The 24708-nt window shown below is 69.4% G+C and carries 25 protein-coding genes; 11 read left to right on the top strand and 14 right to left on the bottom strand.

The genetic code is table 11. The features are described 5' to 3' along the window. The first annotated feature begins 8 nt into the window (after positions 1-8). Positions 9-659 (top strand): cytochrome P450 family protein, encoded by a 651-nt coding sequence (locus tag IE307_RS31410; RefSeq protein ID WP_191302999.1) that lies wholly within the window; start codon positions 9-11, stop codon positions 657-659. Between the two features lie 73 nt (positions 660-732). Next, positions 733-3081 (top strand): endopeptidase La, encoded by a 2349-nt coding sequence (lon, locus tag IE307_RS31415; RefSeq protein ID WP_191303000.1) that lies wholly within the window; start codon positions 733-735, stop codon positions 3079-3081. A gap of 63 nt (positions 3082-3144) precedes the next feature. Here the strand turns inward: lon and IE307_RS31420 are convergent, their stop codons facing one another. The 3 genes from IE307_RS31420 to IE307_RS31430 form a co-directional block, all read right to left on the bottom strand. Further along, positions 3145-3612: an AMIN-like domain-containing (lipo)protein gene (locus IE307_RS31420; RefSeq protein WP_191303001.1), complete on the bottom strand. Its 468-nt coding sequence runs from the start codon at positions 3610-3612 to the stop codon at positions 3145-3147. Positions 3613-3623: 11 nt separating this feature from the next. After that, positions 3624-3986, bottom strand: a complete 363-nt coding sequence (locus IE307_RS31425) for an AMIN-like domain-containing (lipo)protein (RefSeq protein ID WP_191303002.1) — start codon at positions 3984-3986, stop codon at positions 3624-3626. Positions 3987-4053: 67 nt separating this feature from the next. Continuing rightward, positions 4054-4737 (bottom strand): polysaccharide deacetylase family protein, encoded by a 684-nt coding sequence (locus tag IE307_RS31430; protein ID WP_308436415.1) that lies wholly within the window; start codon positions 4735-4737, stop codon positions 4054-4056. A 178-nt stretch (positions 4738-4915) separates the two neighbouring features. On the opposite strand from IE307_RS31430, the gene IE307_RS31435 reads away from it, so the two are divergent. From IE307_RS31435 to IE307_RS31445, 3 genes are all read left to right on the top strand, one after another. Further along, positions 4916-5443 (top strand): YbhB/YbcL family Raf kinase inhibitor-like protein, encoded by a 528-nt coding sequence (locus IE307_RS31435; protein ID WP_191303004.1) that lies wholly within the window; start codon positions 4916-4918, stop codon positions 5441-5443. A 482-nt stretch (positions 5444-5925) separates the two neighbouring features. Further along, positions 5926-7299, top strand: a complete 1374-nt coding sequence (locus tag IE307_RS31440) for a mycothione reductase (RefSeq protein WP_191303005.1) — start codon at positions 5926-5928, stop codon at positions 7297-7299. A gap of 64 nt (positions 7300-7363) precedes the next feature. Next, a complete protein-coding gene (locus IE307_RS31445; RefSeq protein ID WP_191303006.1) occupies positions 7364-7777 on the top strand; it encodes an NADPH-dependent FMN reductase family protein in 414 nt (137 codons plus the stop codon). Here the strand turns inward: IE307_RS31445 and IE307_RS31450 are convergent. Then, the gene (locus IE307_RS31450) at positions 7774-8184 is read right to left on the bottom strand and encodes a VOC family protein (protein ID WP_191303007.1); all 411 of its coding nucleotides are present in this window, start codon (positions 8182-8184) and stop codon (positions 7774-7776) included. The two genes, IE307_RS31445 and IE307_RS31450, sit on opposite strands and share 4 nt — an antisense overlap. Before the next feature lie 93 nt (positions 8185-8277). Further along, positions 8278-9465 (bottom strand): MFS transporter, encoded by a 1188-nt coding sequence (locus tag IE307_RS31455; protein ID WP_229905248.1) that lies wholly within the window; start codon positions 9463-9465, stop codon positions 8278-8280. A gap of 105 nt (positions 9466-9570) precedes the next feature. On the opposite strand from IE307_RS31455, the gene IE307_RS31460 reads away from it, so the two are divergent. Genes IE307_RS31460 through IE307_RS31470 form a run of 3 tightly spaced genes read left to right on the top strand, consistent with a single transcriptional unit; the run spans position 9571 to position 12495 of the window. Then, complete coding sequence (locus IE307_RS31460) at positions 9571-10242, top strand: FadR/GntR family transcriptional regulator (RefSeq protein WP_191303008.1); 672 nt, start codon at positions 9571-9573, stop codon at positions 10240-10242. 55 nt (positions 10243-10297) lie between these two features. Continuing rightward, on the top strand, positions 10298-11401 hold the full coding sequence (locus IE307_RS31465; RefSeq protein WP_191303009.1) for an epoxide hydrolase family protein: 1104 nt from the start codon (positions 10298-10300) through the stop codon (positions 11399-11401). Next, entirely contained in the window at positions 11398-12495 is a 1098-nt protein-coding gene (locus IE307_RS31470) for a winged helix DNA-binding domain-containing protein (protein ID WP_191303010.1), read from the top strand. The genes IE307_RS31465 and IE307_RS31470 overlap by 4 nt, the downstream gene beginning before the upstream one ends. On the opposite strand, the gene IE307_RS31475 is transcribed toward IE307_RS31470, so the two are convergent. Next, entirely contained in the window at positions 12476-13369 is an 894-nt protein-coding gene (locus tag IE307_RS31475) for a LysR family transcriptional regulator (protein ID WP_191303011.1), read from the bottom strand. The genes IE307_RS31470 and IE307_RS31475 overlap by 20 nt on opposite strands. A 73-nt stretch (positions 13370-13442) precedes the next feature. Here IE307_RS31475 and IE307_RS31480 point away from each other — a divergent pair, with 73 nt between their 5' ends. Next, positions 13443-14336, top strand: coding sequence for an EamA family transporter (locus IE307_RS31480; protein WP_191303012.1), 894 nt, complete (start codon positions 13443-13445; stop codon positions 14334-14336). On the opposite strand, the gene IE307_RS31485 is transcribed toward IE307_RS31480, so the two are convergent. Further along, the gene (locus IE307_RS31485; protein WP_191303110.1) at positions 14260-15759 is read right to left on the bottom strand and encodes a cobyric acid synthase; all 1500 of its coding nucleotides are present in this window, start codon (positions 15757-15759) and stop codon (positions 14260-14262) included. The genes IE307_RS31480 and IE307_RS31485 overlap by 77 nt on opposite strands. A 28-nt stretch (positions 15760-15787) precedes the next feature. On the opposite strand from IE307_RS31485, the gene IE307_RS31490 reads away from it, so the two are divergent. Then, complete coding sequence (locus tag IE307_RS31490) at positions 15788-16468, top strand: alpha/beta fold hydrolase (RefSeq protein WP_191303013.1); 681 nt, start codon at positions 15788-15790, stop codon at positions 16466-16468. A gap of 3 nt (positions 16469-16471) precedes the next feature. Here IE307_RS31490 and IE307_RS31495 read toward each other — a convergent pair whose 3' ends face one another. Continuing rightward, a complete protein-coding gene (locus IE307_RS31495) occupies positions 16472-17473 on the bottom strand; it encodes a putative quinol monooxygenase (RefSeq protein WP_191303014.1) in 1002 nt (333 codons plus the stop codon). A gap of 106 nt (positions 17474-17579) precedes the next feature. Here IE307_RS31495 and IE307_RS31500 point away from each other — a divergent pair, with 106 nt between their 5' ends. Next, entirely contained in the window at positions 17580-18062 is a 483-nt protein-coding gene (locus tag IE307_RS31500) for a MarR family winged helix-turn-helix transcriptional regulator (protein WP_191303015.1), read from the top strand. A gap of 2 nt (positions 18063-18064) precedes the next feature. Here IE307_RS31500 and map read toward each other — a convergent pair whose 3' ends face one another. From map to IE307_RS31525, 6 genes are all read right to left on the bottom strand, one after another. Further along, positions 18065-18922 (bottom strand): type I methionyl aminopeptidase, encoded by an 858-nt coding sequence (gene map, locus IE307_RS31505; RefSeq protein WP_191303016.1) that lies wholly within the window; start codon positions 18920-18922, stop codon positions 18065-18067. A 475-nt stretch (positions 18923-19397) separates the two neighbouring features. After that, positions 19398-19529 (bottom strand): hypothetical protein, encoded by a 132-nt coding sequence (locus IE307_RS47345; protein ID WP_268250431.1) that lies wholly within the window; start codon positions 19527-19529, stop codon positions 19398-19400. Next, positions 19529-21319 carry a penicillin-binding transpeptidase domain-containing protein gene (locus tag IE307_RS31510; protein WP_191303017.1) on the bottom strand — a complete coding sequence of 597 codons (1791 nt, stop codon included), beginning with the start codon at positions 21317-21319 and terminating at the stop codon, positions 19529-19531. Before IE307_RS31510 ends, IE307_RS47345 begins: the two co-directional genes overlap by 1 nt. 18 nt (positions 21320-21337) lie before the next feature. Then, complete coding sequence (locus IE307_RS31515) at positions 21338-22189, bottom strand: GNAT family N-acetyltransferase (protein ID WP_191303018.1); 852 nt, start codon at positions 22187-22189, stop codon at positions 21338-21340. Between the two features lie 121 nt (positions 22190-22310). Beyond that, positions 22311-23441: a flavodoxin-dependent (E)-4-hydroxy-3-methylbut-2-enyl-diphosphate synthase gene (gene ispG / locus IE307_RS31520; RefSeq protein WP_191303111.1), complete on the bottom strand. Its 1131-nt coding sequence runs from the start codon at positions 23439-23441 to the stop codon at positions 22311-22313. Between the two features lie 50 nt (positions 23442-23491). Then, a complete protein-coding gene (locus tag IE307_RS31525; protein WP_229905249.1) occupies positions 23492-24703 on the bottom strand; it encodes a M50 family metallopeptidase in 1212 nt (403 codons plus the stop codon). Positions 24704-24708 lie beyond the last annotated feature (5 nt).

Consider the following 24708-nt stretch of genomic DNA (forward strand, 5'->3'; position numbering starts at 1 on the left):
GCTCTCCGGTGCACTTCGACGCCGGTATCGGTGGCTGGTGCATCACCCGTTACGACGACGTGCTGAGAGTGCTCGAGATCGATTCCGGTGGCCCGCAACCGTTACCCAAACGGGCGATCATGCGCGCGCTGAAGCTCGTCCGGCCGGTGATCACGATGTCCACCATCGAACTCCTCGACGCCGACGACACCACGTTCGCCCGATCGCTCGCGGCCACGGCGGCCGAGGCGTTCACGCTCTCGCACGGCGTGGAGGCGTTCGCCGCGACGGCGCTCGAGACCACTCAGGCGTTCCTCACCAACGCGTTGCGCGCGCTCCACGAGCACCCCGGCCAGGCCGCGTTGCTCCGGAGCACTCCGGAGCTCGCCGGCGACGCCGTCGAGGAGCTGCTGCGGTTCGACACCCCGGTCCCCGTCGCTCCCGCCCGCCGGACGCCCTGCCCCGTCGTGCTGAGCGGGCGTACGGTCGAGGCAGGTGAGGTGCTCGTCCCGTTCGTCGCGGCGGCCAACCGGTGCTCGGTGAAATATCCGGGCGGCGACCTCCTCGACCTGCGGCGCAAGCCCGCGGGAGTGCTGTCCTCGTGCCCCACGAGCACCGCGCTCGCCCGCGTGACCGGCGAGATTTCGCTGGTCAGACGCCTCAGGGCAGCTGCTCGCTGACAGCGAACACGCCAGGGGAACACCGGCCCACTCCATTTGGTTGAGCGGTACAGACTCAACTTTGGAGGACGAGATGGCCGAGACCCTGGCCCTGCCGGTACTGCCGCTGGACGACGTCGTGGTGCTGCCCGGCATGGTGGTGCCGGTCCGCATCTCCGGTGCGGACGCGAGCGCCGAGGCCCGTGCGGCCGTAGACGCCGCCACGACCGCAGCGAATCATCAAGTGCTTCTCGTCCCACGGCTGGACGGCAAGTACGCGGCGGTGGGCACGCTCGCCGAGATCGAGCAGGTGGGCCGGCTGCCCGGTGGCGAACGCGCTGCCGTCGTGCGCGGCACCAAGCGCGTGCGCATCGGCACGGGCACCACGGGGCCGGGCGCGGCGCTGTGGGTGAACGCGACGATCGCGGACGACTCCCCGATCACCGACCGCACCCGTGAGCTCGCGAAGCAGTACCGCGCGCTCGTCACGAACATCCTGCAAACGCGCGGCGCGTGGCAGATGGTCGACTCGGTGGCGCAGATCAGCGACCCGTCGGCGCTCGCCGACCTCGCGGGTTACGCCTCCTACCTCGACGAGAAGCAGAAGATCTGGCTGCTGGAGACGAGCGACGTCACCGAGCGGCTCGAGAAGCTCGTGGAGTGGGGCCAGGCGCACCTGACCGAGCTCGACGTCAACGAGACGATCGCCAAGGACGTCAAAGAAGGCGTCGAGAAGCAGCAGCGCGAGTTCCTGCTGCGCCAGCAGATGGCCGCGATCCGCAAGGAACTGGCCGAGCTCGACGGCAAGCCCGCCACCGAGCAGGACGACTACCGCGCCCGCGTCGAGGCGGCGGAGCTGCCGGAGAAGGTCGCGAAGGCCGCGCTGGCCGAGGTCGACAAGCTGGAGCGCACCTCCGAGCAGTCGCCCGAGGTGGGCTGGATCCGCACGTGGCTCGACACCGTTCTCGAGATGCCGTGGAACGAGCGGACCGAGGACTCCTACGACATCAAGGCGGCGCGCGAGGTCCTCGACGCCGACCACGCGGGCCTCGACGACGTGAAGCAGCGCATCACCGAGTACCTGGCCGTGCGCAAGCGCCGTGCCGACCGCGGCATGGGCGTGGTGGGCGGACGTCGTTCCGGCGCCGTGCTCGCGCTGACGGGCCCTCCCGGCGTCGGCAAGACGTCGCTCGGTGAGTCCGTGGCACGGGCCATGGGCCGCAAGTTCGTGCGCGTCGCCCTCGGCGGTGTGCGCGACGAGGCCGAGATCCGCGGCCACCGCCGCACGTACGTCGGCGCGCTGCCGGGCCGGATCGTCCGCGCGATCAGCGAGGCCGGTTCGATGAACCCGGTCGTGCTGCTCGACGAGATCGACAAGGTCGGCTCCGACTACCGCGGCGACCCGACGGCGGCGTTGCTCGAGGTGCTGGACCCGGCGCAGAACCACACGTTCCGCGACCACTACCTGGAGGTCGAGCTCGACCTCTCGGACGTCGTGTTCCTCGCGACCGCGAACGTCCTGGACACGATCCCGGCGCCGTTGCTCGACCGCATGGAGCTCGTCCAGCTCGACGGCTACACCGAGGACGAGAAGGTCACGATCGCCAGCGGCCACCTGCTGCCCCGCCAGATCGAACGCGCCGGCCTCACGCCTGAGGACATCACGTTCGACAAGCCCGCGCTGCACCAGCTCGCGAGCGAGTACACGCGGGAAGCCGGTGTGCGGCAACTGGAACGGGCCCTCGCGCGCATCCTGCGCAAGGCGACCGCGAAGGTGGCGCTGGGCGAGGCGGAGTTCCCGATCACGGTCGACCAGCCGTCGCTCAAGTCCTACATCGGCAGCCCGAAGAACACGCCGGAGTCGGCGGAACGGACCTCGGTGCCCGGCGTGGCAACGGGTCTGGCCGTCACGGGTGTCGGCGGCGACGTGCTGTTCATCGAGGCCTCGCTGGCCCCGAAGGACACCGGCGCGTCCGGCGTCACGCTGACCGGCCAGCTGGGCGACGTGATGAAGGAGTCCGCGCAGATCGCGCTGTCGTACCTGCGTTCGCACGACGAGAAGGCCGCGTCGCTGGCTGACCGGGGAGTGCACATCCACGTCCCGGCGGGCGCGGTGCCGAAGGACGGTCCGTCTGCGGGCGTCACGATGACGACGGCACTGGCATCACTGCTCTCGGGCCGCCCCGTGCGCTCCGACGTGGCGATGACGGGCGAGATCTCGCTGACCGGGCGGGTGCTGCCGATCGGTGGCGTGAAGCAGAAGCTGCTGGCCGCTCACCGCGCGGGCATCACGACCGTGCTGCTGCCGCAGCGCAACGAGCCCGACCTGGACGACGTGCCCGAGTCGGTGCGTGAGCAGCTGACGGTGCACTTCGTCTCGGACGTGGCCCAGGTGCTGGAGCACGCGCTCTCGAAGGAGACCGTCGCGACCGTTGCGGCGTAACGGAAACAGACCCCTCGTGGGGGCAGCAGCGGCGACTGCCGCCCCCACGAGGCTTTCGCGTCTCTAGGAGTAGATGTCGATGACCACCCGGTCGGGGTTGGTCAGGGTGAACACCTGGTGCGACGAGTTCGGGTTGTCGTAGCTGACCGCGATGCCGAGCGTCGCCTCGAAGTCGCAGGTGATGGCGATGCCCTTGACGTTGGTCAGCCCCTGCGGCACGAAGTTGCGCGGCCCGGTGTAGGTCCGGTTGAAGTTCTCGTCGTACGTCGCGGCGCTGAAGAACGTCGTCTCGAGGATCTCGTTGCCCGCCATCGGAACGGCGTGGTCCGACGCGCAGTTGGAGACCGCGGTCGTCTCACGGGACAGCGTGTTGGTCGGCAGCCCGTTCATGTCGAGCACGACCCGCTCGAAGTTGTCGTGCTTGCCGGTCCGGATGTTCGTGAGCTCGGCGTGCCCACTGGCCGAGGCCACCGGAACGGACGTGAACACCGCGGCCACTGCGAGCAGCACCACGGCAAATCGCTTCTTCATCGACTCCCCAGTCAGTTGTTGTTGATGTCCACCACGACACGGCTCGGGTCGTCGAGGAACGAGATCGTGCACGCACGCCCCGCCGTCGAGTACCCGATCGCGAAGTCCAGGTGTGCCTCGAAATCGCACGTGTTCGTGACGCTCTTGACCTTCCCGAGCCACGGCGTGTCGAACGACCGCGGCCCGGCATGCCCGTGCGCGCTGGCGGGCAGAATGCTCACGACCAGGAACTCGTCCCCCTTGGCCGCCACCGGTTCGCCGGACCCGCAGTGCGCGAGTCCGGTGGTCCGGTGCTCGTTCCCCTCAGCCGCCGACGCCACCGGCACGCCCACCGCCGTCCCCACGACGGCGAGCGCTGCTGCGATTCGCTTCATCTCTCCCCAGTTCCAGAAAAGACGCCCCAACGCCGTAAACGCGCGACCCGCCCTCCTGGTTGCAGCCCTACCCCAGGAAGTCCTCCAACGGCACCGGCGTCAGCCCGTCCTGCTTCGCCCGGTTCAGGAACGCCGTGAAGTCCTCGACGAACGTCGTCCGGAAGTGCATGAGCACGACGTCCCCCGCGGTGAGCCGGTCCCCCTGCTGGAACTGCACCCGCCCGTCGTTGACCGCGGCGGTCCAGTTGACCAGCGCCTTGAACCCGCAACTGGCCGCGGCGTGCCGCGTCGTCGCGTCGTAGTTCCCGAACGGCGGCCGGAACAACGTGGGCCGCTTCCCGTACTCGTTCGCCAGGAAGTCCGCGTTCCCGCAGATCTCGTGCTTCTGGAACTCGAACCCCTTGCTCTGCAGGTTCGGGTGGCTCGTCGTGTGGCTGTGGACCGTCACCGGCAACTGCTTGAAGTAGTCCCTGTGCCCCTCGGCGTACTTCGTGTTGAGGAACACCGACGGCCACACCCCGGCCTCGATCATCAGCTCCCGCGCCTTCGGGTGCTGCACGGCCCCGTCGTCGATCGTGATGAACACGTACGGCTTGTCCGTGTGAATCTTCGTCACAACGGGCACCATCCCGTCGACGACAGCAGGCGCCTTCGCCTGCACAGTCCCGTACGGGTACGGCGGCTCGAACATCCGCTTGGGCCGCTCCGACGCAGAAGCGGCCGTCACCGGAGCGGCAGAAGTGGTGAGCACAGGCCCACCAGGCTGCGAATCGGCCGTGTCCGCACACGACACCACACCCGCAACCAGCACAAACGCAGCAAACAGCCGCAACCTGGACATCAAGATCCCCCTCCAGCCCAAAGACGTCGAGCAGGCCCCTCCGGTTGCACGGAGATAGGGTCGAACTGATCACAAAAGGAGGACTCCCATGAGCCTCGAGCGCCCAGTCGCTCCCGACCCCTACCAGCTGCTCCCGCAGGTCGGCACCTTCACCGTCACCTCGACGGACATGCGCGACGGCGAACAGCTCCCCGACGCCCAGGTCTTCGAAGGCGGCAACACCTCCCCCCACCTGACCTGGTCGGACTTCCCGGAGGAGACCCGCAGCTTCGTGGTCACCTGCTACGACCCGGACGCCCCCACCCCCTCGGGCTTCTGGCACTGGGTGGCGGTCAACCTCCCGGCCACCACCACCGAACTCCCCACCGGCGCAGGCGCCTCGGACGACACACTCCCCGGCGACGCCTTCCACGTCCGCTCCGACTACAGCACCCGAGCCTTCGGCGGCGCCGCCCCACCCAAGGGCGACCACCCCCACCGCTACTACTTCGTGGTGCACGCAGTAGACGTCGACAAGCTGGACGTGGACTCCGACGCCTCCCCGGCGGTGGTCAGCTTCAACCTCGCCTTCCACACCCTCGCGAGGGCCATCATCACCCCGACCTACCAGCACTGACAGGCACGAGCCAGAGGCGAGCCACCACCCAAGCGAAGCCGAAGGCGAGCCGTCCAAGTCCTTAGCCGGAGGCCTGGGCGGTGGGGTCCCGTCACGAGTCGCACCACAGCTCTCGCTGCATGCAGGTAGGGGTGTCAACTCGACGCGCTTTTCGTCGAGTTGACACCCCTACCTGCATGTGGCCAGCTCCTGGTGCGACTTGTGACGGGACCCCACCGCCAACGCAACAAACAACGCAACAGGCAGCCGCCCAGCACAAACAGGCGTGCCATCTACCTACCGGCGGCGCCACCCCCCGGATCAGATTGCCGGGGGTCTGGGGGCAGAGCCCCCAGGGGAAAGCACGCAACCGCAACACGCCGCACGCAACAGGGGAACGCCACGCAAGCAGCGCAAGCCCACGAAAGCCCGCGCAAGCCACGTAAGCCCCCCGTAACCACCACCAGGGAACACCCCACCCACCAAAATGGTTGGATCGACACGTGAGGCACTTCGACCTGGTCATCATCGGCACCGGCTCCGGCAACAGCATCCCGGCGGAAGCCATGGCAGGCTGGCAGATCGCCATCCTGGAAAAGGGCACCTTCGGCGGCACCTGCCTGAACGTGGGCTGCATCCCGACAAAGATGTTCGTCCACACCGCGGACCAGGCCGCAGCCCCGGCCAACGCCAAGAAGCTCGGCGTGGACGCACACACAGACACCGTCCACTGGCCGGAGATCCGCGACCGGATCTTCAACCGGATCGACCCGATCGCCGAGGGCGGCCGCAACTGGCGCGCCAACGAGAACGCGAACGTCACGGTCTACGAGGGCACCGCCACCTTCGTCGACGCGAACACGATCGACACCGGCACCGGCGAGACCATCACCGCCGACCGGATCGTCATCGCGGCGGGCAGCCGTCCCAGCATCCCGGACATCGCGGACCTGGACACGACCGGCTTCCACACCAGCGACACGATCATGCGCCTGGACGAGCTCCCGGAAAGCCTGGTCATCGTCGGCAGCGGTTTCATCGCCTCGGAGTTCGCCCACGTCTTCAGCAGCTTCGGCGTCAAGGTCACGGTGATCGCGCGCTCGAACCTCCTCCTGCGCCACGAGGACCTGGAAATCGCCGAACGCTTCACCGACATCGCGAAGCAGAAGTGGGACGTCAGGCTCCAGCGCAAGACCACCCGCGCCGAAAAGACGGCCACGGGCGTGCGTCTCCACCTGGAGGGCCCCAACGGCGAGGAAACCGTTGAGGCGCAGCAACTCCTCATCGCCACGGGCAGGCAGCCGAACACCGACCTGCTCCAGGTGCAGAAGGCCGGTCTCGACACGCACCCGGACGGCCGCCTGAAGGTGGACGCGAACCAGCGCACCAGTCAGCCGCACATCCTCGCCCTGGGCGACATCAGCTCCGACTACCAGCTCAAGCACGTCGCGAACCACGAGGCCAAGGTGGTCCAGCACAACCTGCTGCACCCCGACGACCAGATCGAGAGCGACCACCGCTTCGTGCCGGCCGCCGTCTTCTCCAACCCGCAGATCGCGAGCGTCGGTCTGACCGAGGAACAGGCGAAGGCCCAGGGCATCCGGTACGTCACCGCCAGCCAGGCCTACGCGTCCATCGCCTACGGCTGGGCGATGGAGGACACGACCGGTTTCGCGAAGCTGATCGCCGACCCGGCCACCGGGCGGTTGCTCGGCGCGCACATCATCGGCCCGCAGGCGTCGACGGTGATCCAGCCGCTGATCCAGGCGATGAGCTTCGGGCTGGACGCGAAGTCCATGGCACGTGGCCAGTACTGGATCCACCCGGCGATGCCCGAACTGGTCGAAAACGCCCTTCTCAACCTCCCGCTGGACTGAAGGCCCACGACGAAAGGGTCTTCCGCCGCTGCCGGAAACCGCGCCGGGCAACCAGTATTCAGCGATGACTGACAGAGTCCTGGTCGCCTACACCTCGAAAACCGCCGCCACCGACGAGATCGCCGAGATCATCGGCACCGAACTCGCCGGCTGCGGGCTGAGAGTCACCGTGCTCCCGGTCGCCGCCGCCGACACGCTCCACGGGTTCGGTGCCGTGATCATGGGTGACGCCGCGGCGCGTGACGCGCATCGGTTCGTGCGGCGGCACAAGGTTTCCCTCAAGCACACGCCCATGTGGTTGTTCCACCGCGGTGCTCCTCCGGTGCCGAACGACGTCACGCGCATGGTCCGCAGGCTCGGCGCCAGCGGGCCGATCAGCTTCGGCGGCGCGGCACCGGACTGGGACCGCGCGAAGGCGTGGGCCCGCTACCTCGCCGACCAGCTCACGGTGCTGCACCGGGGTTTCGTGTCGAACTAGGCGCTGACCTGCTGGATCCGCACGGTGTTGCCCGCCGGGTCGCGGAACACGCAATCGCGCGCACCCCACGGCTGGTCGGTCGGCTCCTGCACGACGTCCGCACCGCCCGCCTGCAGCTTGTCGAACGCACCGTCGAGGTCCGGCGTGGCCAGGTTGATGAACGCGTACGAGCCGTTCTCGATCATCTCGGCGATGGCGGTGCGCTGCGAATCGGTGAGCCCGTCCGCCATGGCCGGTGGCTCCAGCACCACGGCGGGCCCGGAACCGGTGGGGGCGACGGTGATCCAGCGCATCGCGCCCTGACCGACGTCGGCGCGGACCTCCCAGCCGAGCAGGTCGCGGTAGAACGCCAGCGAGGCGTCGGGGTCGGTGTGCGGGAGGAACGAGGCGTGAATGGCGATGTCCATGCCGGCAACGCTAGGACCGGCGAGAACGCGGTGCTTCTCGATTCCTGACCGGCTGAGGCCTGTGCCGAGGCCCGTGCTCGCGACAGCCGCGCCCTAGACGTAGCGCGGGCGGCCGGCGACCATGCCCAGCGCCGTCAACGCGGCCAGCAACACCAGCTGCAGCGTCAGCGACACGGTCCACGTCCCCGTGGCCTCGCGGAGCACGCCGAACGCGAACGGCCCGGAGGCCGCGATCAGGTAACCGAGGCTCTGCGCCATGGCCGACAGCCTCGCGGTGTCCGAAGTGGACTTGGTGCGCAGCGACATCACCAGCAGCGCCAGCGGGAACATGCCCATGCCGAACCCGATCAGCACCACCCACAGCCCCGGCGCCGCGGCGGGCGCCACGAGCATGCCGAGGATTCCGGCGAACGAAAGCACGCCGAGCACCAGCACCACCGGCGCCTGGCTCGAGAACCGCGCGGCGATCGGCGGCACGAACATGCTCACCGGAACGCTCAGCAGCATCGACACGGCGAGCAGCATGCCGGCGGTGTTCCGGTCGACGCCGGAGTCGACGAGCATCGCGGGCAGCCAGCCCATGACGGTGTAGGCGAACAGCGACTGCAGCCCGAAGAACACGGTGATGACCCACGCCAGCGGGCTGCGCAGCAACGAACGCTTCTCGGCCGGCGCGGCCGAGCGCACCACGGAGGCCGCAGCACCGTGCCGCGCCCCGGCGAACCACACGATCACGGCACCGGCCGACAGCAACGCCCAGGCGCCGACGGCGAGGCGCCACGAGCCGAGGAAGTCCTCCAGCCGGGGCGTCGACGCGGCGGCCAGTGCGGCACCCGCGGACAGCGCCGCGGTGTAGACACCGGTGATCAGCCCGACCTTGTTCGGGAAGGAGGCCTTGACGACGACCGGGATCAGCACGTTGGACACCGCGATGCCCGCGCACGCGATGAAGGTGCCGCCCAGCACGACCCACGGACCGTCGATCACGCGCAGCACCAGGCCGAGCGTGAGCACCCCCAGAGACAGTCCGATCGCGCGGGCCATGCCGAGGCGGCGACCCAGCCAGGGTGCCGCGAACGCCGCGAAGCCGAAGCACAGCGCCGGAACGGCGGTCAGCGCACTGGTCCAAGCGGCGGAAACCCCGAGGGCGGCGCGGACGTCACCGAGCACCGAGGCCAGACTGGTGACCGCCGGGCGGAGATTCGCGGCAGCGAGGGCGACCCCGATCGCGAGCAGCGTGGAGCCGACCAGCGGAACGTGACGATTCTGGACAACCGTCACCCTGCGACCTCGATCGGTGGCAGGGTGTGCGGCAACAGTCGTCTGCTTCATCGTCACGCGCTTCACTATCGCAGACGTAGGATGTTCGGATGAGAGGATGACGCTGTGCCGTTGGCCACTACCCGACGGGCGGGTCTCGTCGACCAGGTGATCGAGCAGATGCGCGCCGCGATCACCACTGGTGAATGGCCCGTCGGGCAGCGCATCCCGCCCGAACCCGAGCTGGTCACCGCACTCGGGGTGGGTCGGAACACGGTCAGGGAGGCCGTGCGAGCGCTGTCCCACGCCGGTCTGCTGGAGGTGCGGCAGGGCGACGGCACGTTCGTCCGCGCGACCAGCGAGATCTCCGGCGCCGTCCGCCGCATGTGCGGGACGGAGCTGAAGGAGGTGCTCGAGGTCCGCCGCACCCTCGAGATGGAGGGCGCGCGCCTGGCCGCCAAGCACCGCACGGACGCCGAGTTGGGGCGCCTCACCGAGTTGCTGCACAAGCGCGACGCGGCGATGGAGGCCGAGCAGTGGGCCGAGGTGATCGAGCACGACACCGCGTTCCACGTGCTGCTCGTGCAGTGCTCGCACAACACGCTCCTGGCCGAGCTCTACCAGGGCTTGACCGAGGCGGTCAAAGCTTCGGTGGCGGCCTCTGTCGACACCAGCACACCGGGCCGCGACCAGGTGTCGCACACCGGGCTGCTGCACGCGGTCCGGGACGGCGACCAGGAGAAGGCGGCGATCGAGGCGGGCGGTTTCTTCGAGGAGCTGATCGAGAAGTTCTGCTGAAAAACGCTGAAAACGTGGACTGAAGTCGTCCGCATGAGCTCATAGCGTGGGGACCATGGAGATCAGGCCGTTCCGCATCGAGATCCCGCAGGCGGAGGTCGACGACCTCCGCGCCCGCCTCGCGAACACGCGGTGGCCGGAGGAGGACCTGCCGGAGGTCGGCTGGTCCTACGGCATCCCGCTGGGCTACCTGCGCCCGCTGGCCGAGCACTGGCGCGACGGGTTCGACTGGCGCGCGCAGGAGGAGCGGCTCAACTCCTACCCGCAGTTCACGACCGAGATCAGCGGGCAGCGGATCCACTTCGTGCACGTGCGGTCGAAGAAGCGGGACGCCACGCCGTTGCTGCTGGTGCACGGCTGGCCTGGCTCGTTCGTCGAGTTCCTGGACGTGGTCGAGCCGCTGTCGGAGGACTTCCACCTCGTCATCCCGTCGATCCCCGGCTTCGGCTTCTCGGGGCCGGCGGCGAAGCCCGGCTGGAACGTCCTGCGCGTCTCGTGGGCGTTCGCGAAGCTCATGGAGGGCCTGGGTTACGACCGCTTCGGCGCGCAGGGCGGCGACTGGGGTTCGAGCATCGCGCAGGAGATCGGCAGGGTGTTCCCCGAGCACGTCATCGGCGTGCACGTGAACATGCTGATGACGTTCCGCCCCTCCGGGGTCAACGACCTCTCGCCGGAGGAGCTGCGGTCGCTGGAGACGCTCGACCACTACCAGAAGGACCTCTCCGGCTACATGCACGTGCAGCGCACCCGGCCGCGCACGATCGGGTACGGCCTGACGGACTCCCCCGTCGGGCAGCTGGCGTGGATCGTGGAGAAGTTCCACGACTGGACGGACAACGAGGGCGTGCCCGAGGACGCGGTGGACCGCGACCGGATGCTGACCAACGTGTCCATCTACTGGTTCACCCGCACGGCGGGCTCCTCGGCCGCGCTGTACAAGGAACAGGCGGCGTCCTGGGGTCAGCAGAAGCCGTCGACGGTACCGACGGGCGTCGCGGTCTTCCCGCACGACCTGAGCCGTCCGGTGCGGTCGCTGGCGGAGAAGATGATCCCGTCGATCGTGCACTGGACGGAGTTCGACCGCGGCGGGCACTTCGCCGCGATGGAGGAACCGGACCTGCTGGTCCAGGACATCAGGAAGTTCTTCGGATCACTGTGAGCACAACACTTTCCCACCGCACCCTCAACCGGACGCTGCTCGCCCGGCAGATGTTGATGCAGCGCACGGACATGCCGATCGTGGACGCCGTCGAGCACCTCGGCGGCCTCCAGGCCCAGGCGCCGATCCCGCCGTACCTCGCGCTGTGGACGCGGCTCGCGCCGTACGAGGTCGACGCGTTGAGCGAGCTGATCCTCGACCGCACGCTGGTGCGGATGACGTTGTGGCGCGGCACTTTGCACCTCATCTCGGCGAACGACGTGTTCCTGATGCGCACGGCGTTGCAGCCGGAGCTCGACAAGTGGGCGAGGACCTCCATGCCTCCGGCCGTCCGCGTCGAGATCGACCTCGGCGAACTGGCCCGGATCACCCGCGAGTACGTCGACTCCGAACCGCGCACGGTCGCGGAGATCGGCGCGCACCTGGAGCAGCACTTCCCCGAGGCCAGGGCACGCGAGCTCTCCAGCCAGGCGCAGATGCTGGTGCCGATGGTCCAGGTGCCGCCGCGCGGGATCTGGGGCGTGGGCGGGGTTCCGCAGAACATCGCGATGGCCACGTGGCTCGGGCGCGACCTGCCGGACGAGGCCGCCGTGCCGGAGCTGATCTCGCGCTACCTGCGGGCGTTCGGACCGGCGACCCTGGCCGACGTGCAGGCCTGGTCGAAGCTGACCGGGCTGAAAGCGCACACGGCCGGCCTCGACCTGGTCGAGTACCGCAACGAGGACGGCAAGGTGCTGCTGGACGTGCAGGACGGCGTGATCGTGCCCGAGGACGTCGCGGCGCCCGCACGGCTGCTGCCCGCGTTCGACAACGTGCTGCTGGGGCACGCGGACCGGCGGCGGATCATGAGCGAGGACGCGCGGTCGCGGTGGGGCGCGGTGCGCAACGGCGTGTTCCCGCCGACGTTCCTGGTGGACGGGTTCGTGCACGGCACGTGGAACGTCGTGGAGACCAAGGACACCGCGACGCTGACGATCCAGCCGTACTTCCGGACCGCGAAGAAGGACCTGGCGGGTGTCGTCCGCGAGGCCAGGGCGGTGCTGAAGGTCATGGCTCCCGGGAAGGAGCACGTGATCACCGAGCGATCTGCCTGATCACGTCGAGGGCCGCGGTGATGGCGGGCCTGCGCGAGGCCTGGGTCCGCCAGACCGCGTACAACCGCCGGGTGGGCGTGGGGCGCAGCGGCACGGCCCGGACGCCGCCCGGCACCTCTCCCCTGCCGAGCCTCGGGATCAGCGCGACCCCGATCCCCTTGGCCAGCAACGCCATCTGCGTCCGGTACTCGCTGATCCGGTACGCCACCACGGGTTCGATGCCCGCGCCGTGGAAGGTCCGCTCCAGCCAGTCGAAGCAGATCGACCCCTCCGTCTGGCAGATCCACCGTTCGCCGGCGAGGTCAACCGGTTCGAGGAACTCCTTGCGCGACAACGGGTTCGAGTCGGGGATCAGCACCTCGGCGACGTCGTCGACGAGGAACGCGCGGGAGAGCGACTCCGGCACCGGCAGTGGCGTGTTCGCCCAGTCGTGCACGATCGCCATGTCGAGTTCGCCGCGGGCCACGGCCTCCGTGGCGTAGGGCGGGTCGATCTCGGTGAGCCGCACGTCGAGGGCCGGGTGCTGCTCGGACAGGCTCACGAGGACGTCGGGCAGCAGGCCGCGGGACGCCGTGGCGAACGCGCCGATGCACAGGCGGCCGATGGCGGCGCCGCGCTGTTCCTCCAGCGCGACCTCGGCCTCCTCGACCAGCTTGAGGACCTGGCTCGCGGTGTCGGCGAGCAGGCGGGCGGCGTCGGTGAGGCGGACGCCCCGGCCGTTGCGTTCCAGCAGCGTGGTGCGGGTCTCGCGTTCGAGCTTGGCGATCTGCTGCGAGACCGCGGAGGGGGTGTAGCCGAGCACGTCCGCGGCGGCGCCGACCGTGCCGTGCACGGCGATGGCGTGCAGCGCCTTCAGTCTTCCGAGATCGAGCATGTAGCAATGCTAAACCCAAAGCCTAAGCAATCAGAACTAGTGCTAAACAGTCGGCGCGCGCAAGCTGGACAGCATGAGTCCCCGTCACGTCCTGCTCGCTGTGCTGGTCGCCGCCATCTGGGGCTTCAACTTCGTCGTGCTCAAGGTCGGCCTGGACGAGTTCCCGCCCATCCTGTTCTCCGCGCTGAGGTTCCTCGCGGCGGCGGTGCCCGCGATCTTCTTCGTCGGACGGCCGCGGGTGGCGTGGCGCTGGATCATCTCCGTCGGCCTGGTGCTGGGCGTCGCGAAGTTCAGCTTCCTGTTCATCGGCCTGAAGGCGGGCATGCCCGCGGGCCTCGGTTCGCTGGTGCTGCAGAGCCAGGTGATCTTCACGACGCTGTTCGCGGCGGTCGTGCTGCGCGAACGGCCGAAGTCGGTGCAGATCGCCGGGATCGCGCTGGCCGTCGCGGGCATCGGTGTGATCGCGTGGGACTACGGGCTCTCGTCGCCGCTGCTCGGGTTCGTGCTGCTGATCGCCGCGGCGGCCTGCTGGGGCGTGTCGAACGTGCTGATGCGGTACGCGCGGCCGGCGGACACGCTGCGGTTCATGGTGTGGGTGAGCGCGGTCGCGGTGCTGCCGTTGTTCGCGCTGTCGGCGCTGACCGAGGACATGAGCGCGCTCGGCCGACTCGACTGGGCCGGCGTCGGCGCGGTCGGGTACGTCGCGTGGATCTCGACGTTGCTCGGCTTCGCGCTGTGGGGGTTCCTGCTGCGCCAGTACGAGTCGTCGGTCGTGGCGCCGTACTCGTTGCTGGTGCCGGTGTTCGGGATGCTCTCGGCGTGGGCGTTCCTCGGCGAGGAGCTGCGCGGGCTGCAGGTCGCGGCCGGCGGCCTGGTGCTCGCCGGGCTGGCTATCCCGCAGTTGCTGGGGCGCCGGGCGGCACGAACGGAAGCCCTGCCGGAGCCCCTCGTTCCAGCAGGTCGATGACGGCCTTCGTGTCCAGGTGATCGGCGACCAGGTCGCCCAGCAGGTCCAGCTGGGCCTCACGGGCGGCCTGGAAGCTCACCTCGCCCGGTTCGAAGTCGCGGCCCGCGCGTTCCGCGGCCCACAGCAGGAACCTGCGGCGGAACGCGTCGTTCTCCAGCAGGCCGTGCCAGTGGGTGCCGAGAACGCGGTCGGTCTGCGCGCCCTCGTCACCGATGAGCGGGTTTTCGGCGCTGCGGACGACCTGGCCGTGGTGGATCTCGTAGCCGGTGACGGGCTCGCCCCACGCGGTGCCCGACGGCGTGGCCAGCGTCTTGCGCGGCTGGAAGCGGATGTCGACGTCGAGCAGGCCGAGGCCTTCGACGGTGCCGTACCGGGACTCCACGTCGTCCTCGATGTGCTTCGCCAGCATCTGGAAGCCGCCGCAGATGCCGAGGACCGGGCCGTCGAAGCGCTGGACCGCTTGCGCCAGACCGGTGTCGCGCAGCCAGGCGAGGTCGGAGGCGGTGGCCTTGGAGCCGGGCAGCACGACCAGGTCCGCGTCGGCCAGCCGGGACGGCTCGGTCACGAACCGCACGGACACACCGGGTTCGCACGCGAGGGCCTCGACGTCGGTGGCGTTCGAGATGCGCGGCAACCGGACCACGGCGACCCGCAGCCAGTCGCGCTTCGGCGGCAGCGGCCTGCCGATCACGCCGTCCGCGTTGTAGGACAAGGAGTCCTCAGCGTCGAGCCACAGCTCCTCGCGCCACGGCAGCACCCCGAGCACCGGCCGTCCGGTGAGGGCCTTCAGCTGGTGCAGGCCCGGTTCAAGGAGCCTCGCGTCACCGCGGAACTTGTTGACGACGAAGCCGGAGATCAACGCCTGGTCCGCCGCGTCGAGCACCGCGACCGTGCCGAAGAGGTGCGCGAACACACCGCCGCGGTCGATGTCGCCGACGACGAGCACCGGCAGGTTCGCGTGGACGGCCAGGCCCATGTTCGCGATGTCGTTGGCGCGCAGGTTGATCTCGGCCGGCGACCCCGCGCCCTCGCAGATCACGACCTCGTGGTCGCGGCGCAGGTCGTCCAAAGTGGACAAAACGGTGCCGAGCAGCTGCTGCTTGCGTTCGCGGTAGCTCAGCGCGGAGACCTCGCCGACGGCCTGGCCGAGCACGACGACCTGGGACGTGCGGTCGCTGCCGGGCTTGAGCAGCACGGGGTTGAACCGGACGCTGGGCTCCTTGAACGCCGCCCGCGCCTGCACGGCCTGGGCGCGCCCGATCTCGCCGCCGTCGAGTGTGACGAACGAGTTGTTCGACATGTTCTGGGCCTTGAACGGCACCACGTCGACGCCCTGGCGTGCCAGGAAGCGGCACAGGCCGGCCACCAGGACGCTCTTGCCCGCGTCCGAGGTCGTCCCACAGATCAACATCGCGCCCCGCATGGACGCCAATGCTGCCATCATCACCCCCATGGTCTCCGTCGTGCTCATGCACAGCCCGTTCCTCGGCCCGTCGAGCATGCGCCCGCTCGCCGACGAACTGGCCTCCGACGGGGTGGAAGTCCTGCTGGTCGACCTGCAGATGACGATCAACGAGGCACCCGTGCACCAGCGGCTGATCGGCGCGTTCGCCGACGCCCTGGAGGACTCCGGCGTCGAGGGCCCGCTGGTGCTCGTGGGCCACAGCGGCGCGGGACCGCTGCTGCCGTGCTTCGCGGACGCGCTGGAGACCGAGGTGGCGGGCCTGGTGTTCCTCGACTCCGACCTGCCGACGCCGGGCAAGGCGTGGCGCGAGACGGTCGATCCGGCGCTGGTGAGCAAGGTCAAGGCGTCGGTGCGCGACGGCAAGCTGCCGCGCTGGGACCGCTGGTTCGACTCGGACCCGTTGAAGCTCGTGCCCGCGGGTCTGCGCGAGGAGATGCGCGACGAGGCACCCGAGGTGCCGTGGGAGTTCCTCAAGGAGCAGCGCCCGAGCGTCGAATGGTCCGGGGCGTGCGGGTACGTGCTGCTGTCTCCGGTCTACGAGGACGCGGCCGCGCGTGCGGAGGAGCTGGGCTGGCCGGTCGAGCGGCTGGAGTCGCACCACCTGGCGGCCGCGACGTCGCCTTCGGCGGTCGCGGCCGCGCTGAAGTCCGTGGTCGGCAAGCTCTGACGGTCAGCCGCGCTGCACGACCAGGCTGCCGGTGATCACCGGCGGGCCCGCGAAGACGGTGCCGACGAGGTCCTGGACCGCCTGCCTGCCCGACGCGCCCTCGATGTGGAGGTCGAGGGCGGCCTGGTCGGTGAACGTGTCGAAGATCCCGTAGGTCTCGTCGTCGATCCTCACCGCGAAGAAGCTCGTCGTCCCCGGCTCCGCGTCGAGGACCTCCCTGGAGAACGCGAAGAACTCCTCCGCGGCGGCCTGCTTGCCGGGCAGGACCTTCAGCGTCGCCCAGATCGCGAGCTCGCTCGCGGGCTTCTCGACCACGGCCACGACCGCGAAGAAGTGCGGCCGGAACTGCGCGACGTCCTGCCAGTACACGGCCTCGTCCCGGAAACCGGGACGGCCGAGCAGGTCGCCGAAGCCCTCGAAGCTGTTCCAGGCACCGAGGTTGATCACCTGGCCGCCGTCGAGGCTGCGGTGGAAGTTGATCCCGAGCAGACCGGGCGTGCCGATGGAGTCGGGCGCGTGCTTCCTGGCGAGCTCCAGCATCCGCTCCTGGTCCCGCGCGGCCACCGAGAAGACACCGAAGTGCGCGAGAGGGGTGTCCTGCGCCGAGAACCGGGTGAGGTCGCCGGGAGCGCTGAAGTCCACCGCGTACGTGCGGCTGTCGACCAGTTCGAAGCCGTCGAGCTGATCGGCGACGGACCACCCGGCGGGCACCTCGACCGGCGGTTCGCCCGCGGCACGCCACTGGCTGTACACCACGAACTCGCCGTCGAGACCGGCCAGCAGGAGCGCGGCGACGAACCCGTCACGACTGCGCAGAACTGACGGCAGCAGCTCACGGGCACGCACGACCTCGGGGTTCTGGACGACGTCCGAGGCCCGTCCGGCCGGCCTGCGCGGCTTCGACGAGGTGCCCTGGTCCGTCGTGCCGGCGCCGGCGAAGCGCTCGATCACGGTGACGACCGGCCCGTTCGGAAGCACGGTCAGCTCGGCGGTTTCGGTGGCCATGGGGATCTCCTGTCGGTGGGCTGAGCTCTCGCCACCGACGCTAGCTTCATTTGCTCGCGCGCGCAAACAATTTCCCTTCCGAGGCCTCCCCCAGCAGAATGGGCGCATGGCTCACACTTCGTCCGGCATTGACGGCACCGCTGCGGAACGCGGGGCCCTGACCCTGGAGGAACAGGCGATGTGGCGCGCGCTGGGCCGGGTCGTGCAACGGCTGCCCCGCCAGCTGGACGACGCCATGCTCCGGTCGACCGGTCTCACGATGACCGAGTTCTCCGTGCTGCACGTGCTGTACGAGGCGCAGGACCAGACCTTGCGCATGAGCGACCTCGCCACCAGCACCGGGCTGTCCATCAGCCGGGTCAGCCGGGTGGCGCTGTCGATGGAGGGCCGGGGCTGGTGCGAGCGCCGGCGTGACGAGGAGGACGGCCGTTCGGCGCTGGCCTCACTGACCCCGGCGGGGGTGAGCGAGGTGCAGCGGGCGAAGGCGCACTACAGCGACATCGCCCGGCAGCACGTGCTCGACCGCGTGCCCCGCGAGAGCCTCCACGCCCTCGCCGAGGCGCTCACGGCCATCGCCTCCAAGCCCTGAGGTCAGCAGACCGTGAGGATCTCCGAGCCCGTGTCGGTCACGACGATCGTGTGCTCGAACTGAGCGGTCCAGCTCTTGTCCTTCGTGGTGACGGTCCAGCCGTCGTCCCACATCTCGCCCTCGTACTCGCCGAGCGTGATCATCGGCTCGATCGTGAACGTCATGCCGGGCTCCAGCACCGTCTTCACCGACGGCTCGTCGTAGTGCAGGACGACGAGTCCGCTGTGGAACGTGCGACCGATGCCGTGGCCCGTGAAGTCGCGCACGACGCCGTAGCCGAACCGCTTCGCGTAGGCCTCGATGACGCGGCCGACGACGTTGAGCTCACGACCGGGCTTCACGGCCTTGATGGCGCGCATCGTCGCTTCGTGCGTGCGCTCGACGAGGAGCTTGGCGTCCTCGGAGACGTTGCCCGCGAAGAACGTGGCGTTCGTGTCGCCGTGCACGCCACCGATGAACGCGGTGACGTCGATGTTGACGATGTCGCCGTCCTCGACGACCGTGCTGTCCGGGATGCCGTGGCAGATGACCTCGTTCAGCGAGGTGCAGCACGACTTCGGGAAGCCCCGGTACCCCAGGGTCGACGGGTACGCGCCGTTGTCGCACAGGAACTCGTGCGCCACCGCGTCGATCTCGTCGGTCGTGACGCCCGGCACCACGACCTTGCCGGCCTCCTGCAGCGCCTGGGCGGCGAGGCGCCCGGCGACCCGCATGGCCTCGATGACCTCCGGCGGCTGCACCCACGGGTCGGTGCTCTTCTGCGGCGCCGGCTTGTCCACGTACTCGGGACGCACGATGCGCGACGGCACCTGACGACGCGGGGATTGCACACCGGGTTGCAGCACAGCACGAACAGCCATGCCCTCCAGATTAGCCTTGCGGGCGCTCCACGCCCTGAGCGTGGTCCTTGGGTGGGCGTGCGCGCACGGGTCCGCCTCGGTTCATGCGGTGGGGCACCGCCTCACGCTGACGGCACGCGACTCCGCGGCTACGTGTGCACGATCCGGCACGGCTCAGGCGTCCACCGACGCGCGCACGACCTACCTCAGCCCACACGGCGGCGAGCTTCAAACCGCACGTCTACGGCCCACGCGCGCAGTCCACCTCAACCCACGCGGCGGGCATCAGCCTCACGCATACGACACGCGTCTACGCGCGCACGCCCCACCACGGCCGCACCTCACACGACCTAACTCAGCCCACACGGCGGCGAGCTTCAGACCGCACGTCTACTGCCCACGCGCGCCTCAACCCACGCGGCGGGCATCAACCTCACGCATATGACACGCGTCTACGCGCGCACGCTCCACCACGGCCACATCTCAGACGACCTCGTCAGGCCTCACGCCGCCGCAACCACCGAGGCTCGTCCGGCGCCTCCCGCGGCTCCGGCAGCCGCGGCGCCGGCAGCAGGATCCCCGCCCGCACCAGGCGTTCCCGCACCGTCAGGTCCTTGGTCTTGCTCATCACGGCACCGCCTTCAGGAACCTCGCCGCCACATCCACGGCTGGAGTAGAAGTCTCTCCGCTGAGCACCAGGGTCGCGAACGCGACATCGCCCCGGTAGCCCATGAACCACCCGTGTGAGTGCACGCCGTCACCGAACTGTGCGGTACCAGTCTTGCCGCGCACGTCTCCGTACGGCTGGAGTTGTGGTGCAGTGCCGTTCTCGATGACCTCGCGCATCATCGCGCGCACCGGGTCGAGCGACGCCACGGGCGGTGCGGCGGGCTGCTTGTCCGCTTTGGTCTCCTTGCCCCGCACCAGTTGCGGCACCGGCATCGAGCCCTTCGCGATGGACGCCGAGACCAGCGCCATGCCGAACGGCGAGGCCAGCACCTTGCCCTGGCCGAACGAGTCCTCGGCCCGTTCCACGACGTCGGTCGCGGGCGGCACGGAACCGGTGATCGTGGTGAGGCCCGCGATGTCGAAGTCGACGCCGAGACCCAGCGACAGCGCCGCGTCCGGCAGCAGGTTCGGCGCCATGTCGACGGCGAGCTGCGCGAAGGTGGTGTTGCAGGAGAACGCGAACGCCGAGTGCAGCGGGATGGTGCCCTTGTCGAACTCGCTGGAGTTCGGCACGATCCGCCGGCCGTCGATGGTGGTCTTGCCGGGGCACGGGACCGGGGTGTCGGCGGTGACCTTGCCCGACTGGATCACCGCGAGCGCCGAGACGGCCTTCATCGTGGAGCCCGGCGGGAAGCGGCCCGTCAGCGCCAGGGCGCCCTGCGCGTCGGCCGGGTCGTTCTGCGCGACGGCCAGGATGTCGCCGGTCGACGGCTGGATGGCCACCAGGATCGTGGGCTCCTTGACGGGTTCCACGGCGTCCTCGGCGGCGGCCTGGACGATCCGCGACAGCGCGGTGTTCACGGCCTTGGCGGGCTCGGGCGCCTTCGAGTGCAGTTCCTCGACCTCGGTGCCCTGCGCGTCGACCGTGCTGACGCGGAAGCCCGCGTTGCCGGCGATCTCGTTCTCCATGAGCTTGCGCACGGCGGGCAGCACCTGGGAGCCGAAGGTGCGGCTCGGTGCCAGCAACGACGTCTGCGCGCTGAACCGCACGCCGGGCAGTTCGTAGATCTTCGGCTTCACCGACTGGTAGTCGGGGTCGCGCAGCGCCGCCACCTGGTAGGCCTGGCCCTCCGGCGTCTTGGCCACGCCGTCGGTGATCGTCTGCTGGGTGATGGCCTTGTCGAACGGGTTCAGCGCGTCCGCGAGGGTCTTCGCGACCGCGGGGACGTCACCGGCCTCCTTCGCGACGAGCAGCACCGAGACGACGCGTTCGGGGGCGAGCAACGGCGTGCCGTCGCGGTCGAGCACCGGCGCCGGGTCCGGCGTGAGCTCCGTGAGTTTGATCGACTGCTGCGGGGTGAGCTTCGGGTGCACCACCGACGGTGCCCAGTGCACCTTCCACGTGTCGCCTTCCTGGCGCACGTCGAACTTCGTCGGGTAGGTCCAGTGGCGGTTCTTGCCGAGGTTCCAGTCGAGCGTGACGGACGCCTCGGACGCGAGCTCGCCGTTCTTGCGGATCTGGTCGACCTTGCTGGCCAGGCCCTCCGGCTTGAGTGCCCCGCGGAAGCGCTCCAGCGCCTCCTTGGCCTCGTTCGGGTTGTCGGTCATCCCGGCGGCGCCCTGCACGTCACCGGACGCGAGCTTCGCCAGGAAGTCGTTGGTGATCTCCGGTGCCCCCGGTTCCGACTGGAACAGCCCGCAGCCGCTCACCGCCAGCAGGACCACCGTGATCGTTGCGAGAAGGCGCACTCGCGCGAGTATGCCCGTTCAGAAGAGGACAGTGGCGTATTGCCCGACTTGTTCGAATCCGATTCGGCGGTACGCAGCCTGCGCGACGTGGTTGTAGCCGTTGACGTAGAGGCTGGCCGTGCGGTTGAGGACCCTGGTCAGCCGGTCGGCCACCGCCGCCGTGCCCGCGGTGCCGATGCCCCCGCCGCGGCGGTCGGGACGCACCCAGACGCCCTGGATCTGGCCCACCTTGCTCGACATCGCGCCGATCTCGGCCTTGAACACGACCTCGCCGTGCTCGAACCTCGCGAACGCCCTGCCCGCGGCGATCAGCTCCGACACCCGTGCCCGGTAGCCCGCGCCGCCGTCCTCGGCGCACGGGTCGATGCCGACCTCCTCGATGAACATCGAGATGGCCGCGGGGAGGTAGCGGTTCAGCTCACTGGGCCGGACCTGGCGGACCGTCGGGTCCGGGGTGATCTTCGGAGCCGTCGAGATGGCCATCAGCGGCTGGTCGGCGCGCACCTCGCGAGCGGGGCCCCAGTCCGGCTGGAGCTCCTCCCAGAGCGTCAGGACCTGCTCGGCGGGACCGACGAGGCTGGAGCACATGCGGCCCCGGCGCCGCGCCCGGTCGGCGAACATGCGCATCGCCGCGGCGCTGCCCTTGAGCGGGATCAGGTTCGGGCCGGAGAAGCAGAGGCCGTCGACCTTGCCCCTGATGGGCTTGGAGTCCGAGCCCCACATCTCACCGCCCAGGCGCCACGGGTCCAGTCCGGCGACCTCGACCCGTGCGGCGACCATGCACGCGGCCACGGGGTCGGCGTCGAACACCCCGCGCACGTCGATCAGGTCGCGTTCGTCCAGAACGCGCGCTCCGGCAAGCCTCAGCACGTCACCTAGCGTGCCAGATGGACCGCGCGGATGGCATCAGCCAACAGTGCTCTGTGCCTGGACACACGGTGAGGGCCCCGTCTCGCGAAGTGAGACGGGGCCCTCGTTCGCCTGAAGACGATCAGCCGACCGTGACGGCCGGGGCCTCGCCCTCGACCGGTTCCATCTCCTCGGCGAGGCGCATGGCCTCCTCGATGAGGGTCTCCACGATCGCGTGCTCGGGCACGGTCTTGATGACCTTGCCCTTGACGAAGATCTGGCCCTTGCCGTTGCCGGACGCGACACCCAGGTCGGCCTCGCGGGCCTCGCCGGGGCCGTTCACGACGCAGCCCATGACGGCGACGCGCAGCGGCACCTCCATGCCCTCCAGACCGGCCGTGACCTGCTCGGCGAGCGTGTACACGTCCACCTGGGCGCGGCCGCATGACGGGCAGGACACGATCTCCAGCTTGCGCGGGCGCAGGTTGAGCGACTGGAGGATCTGGTGGCCGACCTTGATCTCCTCGACCGGCGGCGCGGACAGCGACACCCGGATGGTGTCGCCGATGCCCTGGCGCAGCAGGGCGCCGAACGCCACCGCGGACTTGATGGTGCCCTGGAAGGCGGGACCGGCCTCGGTCACGCCCAGGTGCAGCGGGTAGTCGCACTGCTCGGCCAGCAGCTCGTACGCCCGCACCATCACGACCGGGTCGTTGTGCTTGACGGAGATCTTGATGTCGTGGAAGTCGTGCTCCGCGAAGAGCGAGGCCTCCCACATCGCCGACTCGGCCAGCGCCTCGGGCGTGGCCTTGCCGTACTTGGCGAGCAGGCGGGGGTCGAGCGACCCCGCGTTGACGCCGATGCGGATCGGGGTGCCGTGGTCCTTCGCGGCGGCCGCGATCTCCTTGACCTGGTCGTCGAACTTGCGGATGTTGCCCGGGTTGACCCGGACAGCGGCACAACCGGCCTCGATCGCGGCGAAGACGTACTTCGGCTGGAAGTGGATGTCGGCGATCACCGGGATCTGGGACTTGCGGGCGATCGCCGGCAGCGCGTCCGCGTCGTCCTGCGAGGGGCAGGCGACGCGGACGATGTCGCAGCCGGCCGCGGTGAGTTCCGCGATCTGCTGCAACGTCGCGTTGACGTCCGACGTGAGGGTCGTCGTCATCGACTGGACGGAGACGGGGAACTCGCTGCCGACACCGACGTTGCCGACCATCAGCTGCCTGGTCTTGCGACGTTCCGACAGCACCGGCGGCGGCAGTGCCGGCATTCCGAGCATCACGCCGTCACTCATGGGTTGTGCACCTTTCCGTGGATCACTTATTGCAACCTGATCGGGTTGACGATGTCGGCGGTCACGGTCAGCAGCGTGATGGCGCCGCCGATGAAGATGACCACGTAGGTGAGCGGCAACAGGCGCATGTAGTTGACCGGGGCGCCGGCGGGCTTCCCGCGCAGCTTCCTCAACCAGTCTCGCACCCGTTCGTAGAGGTTGACGGCGATGTGACCACCGTCAAGCGGGAGCAGGGGCAGGAGGTTGAACACACCGACGAAGAAGTTCAGGCCCGCGAGCATAAGGATGAAGAACGCCCACAGGCCGCGTTCGGCCGCGTCACCACCCAGTCGTGACGCACCGACCACCGAGATGGGCGTGTCCAGGTCGCGCTCGCCGCCGCCGATGGCCTTGACCACGGCCGGGATGCGCTCCGGGAAGCGCATGAGGCCCTTCCAGGTGTTCACGAACATGTCGCCGGTGAACGCGATCGAGGCGGGCACCGCGGCGAGCGGGCTGTACTCGAAGTTCTGCTGCCAGGTGACGCCGATGGCGCCGACCTCCTTGACCTCGCGGCCGCCCTTGCCGTCGAGCACCTCGCGGGTGACCTGCGGCACGTTCACCGTGAGCGTCTGCTCCTTGCCGCCGCGCAGCACCTTGAACTCGGTCGGGCCGCTCAGGTCGCGGGTGACCTTGAGCATCTCCGACCACGTCGAGATCGGCTTGCCGGCGATGGCCGTGACCTCGTCGCCGGGCTGCAGGCCCGCGTCCTTGGCCGGGGCCGGGGCGCCGGGCTGGCACGGCGCGGTGAGGCCGACGGTGTGGTCCTGCACGCACGGCGTGATCTCGGCGAGGACCGGCAGGTCCTTGTTGTTGGGCAGGCCGAGCGACATGGCGAGGAACAGCAGGATGATGAAGCCGACGATGAAGTGCGTGATCGAGCCCGCCGCCAGGACGACGACGCGCTTCCACACCTTCTGGTTGTAGAAGGCGCGCTTGCGGTCGTCGGGGTGCACCTCGTCGAGCGCGGTCATGCCGGTGATCTCGCAGAAGCCGCCGGCCGGGATCGCCTTCAGGCCGTACTCGGTCTCGCCCTTGCGGAACGAGAAGAGCTTCGGGCCGAAGCCGATGAAGTAGCGGGTGACCTTCATGCCGAAGGCCTTCGCGGTCAGCAGGTGCCCGAACTCGTGCAGCGCGATGGACACCGCGATGCCGGTCGCGAACAGCAGCACCCCGAGGATGTTGATGAATGTGTTCACGGAAA

This window comes from Lentzea cavernae (assembly GCF_014653695.1).
Classification (GTDB): domain Bacteria; phylum Actinomycetota; class Actinomycetes; order Mycobacteriales; family Pseudonocardiaceae; genus Lentzea; species Lentzea cavernae.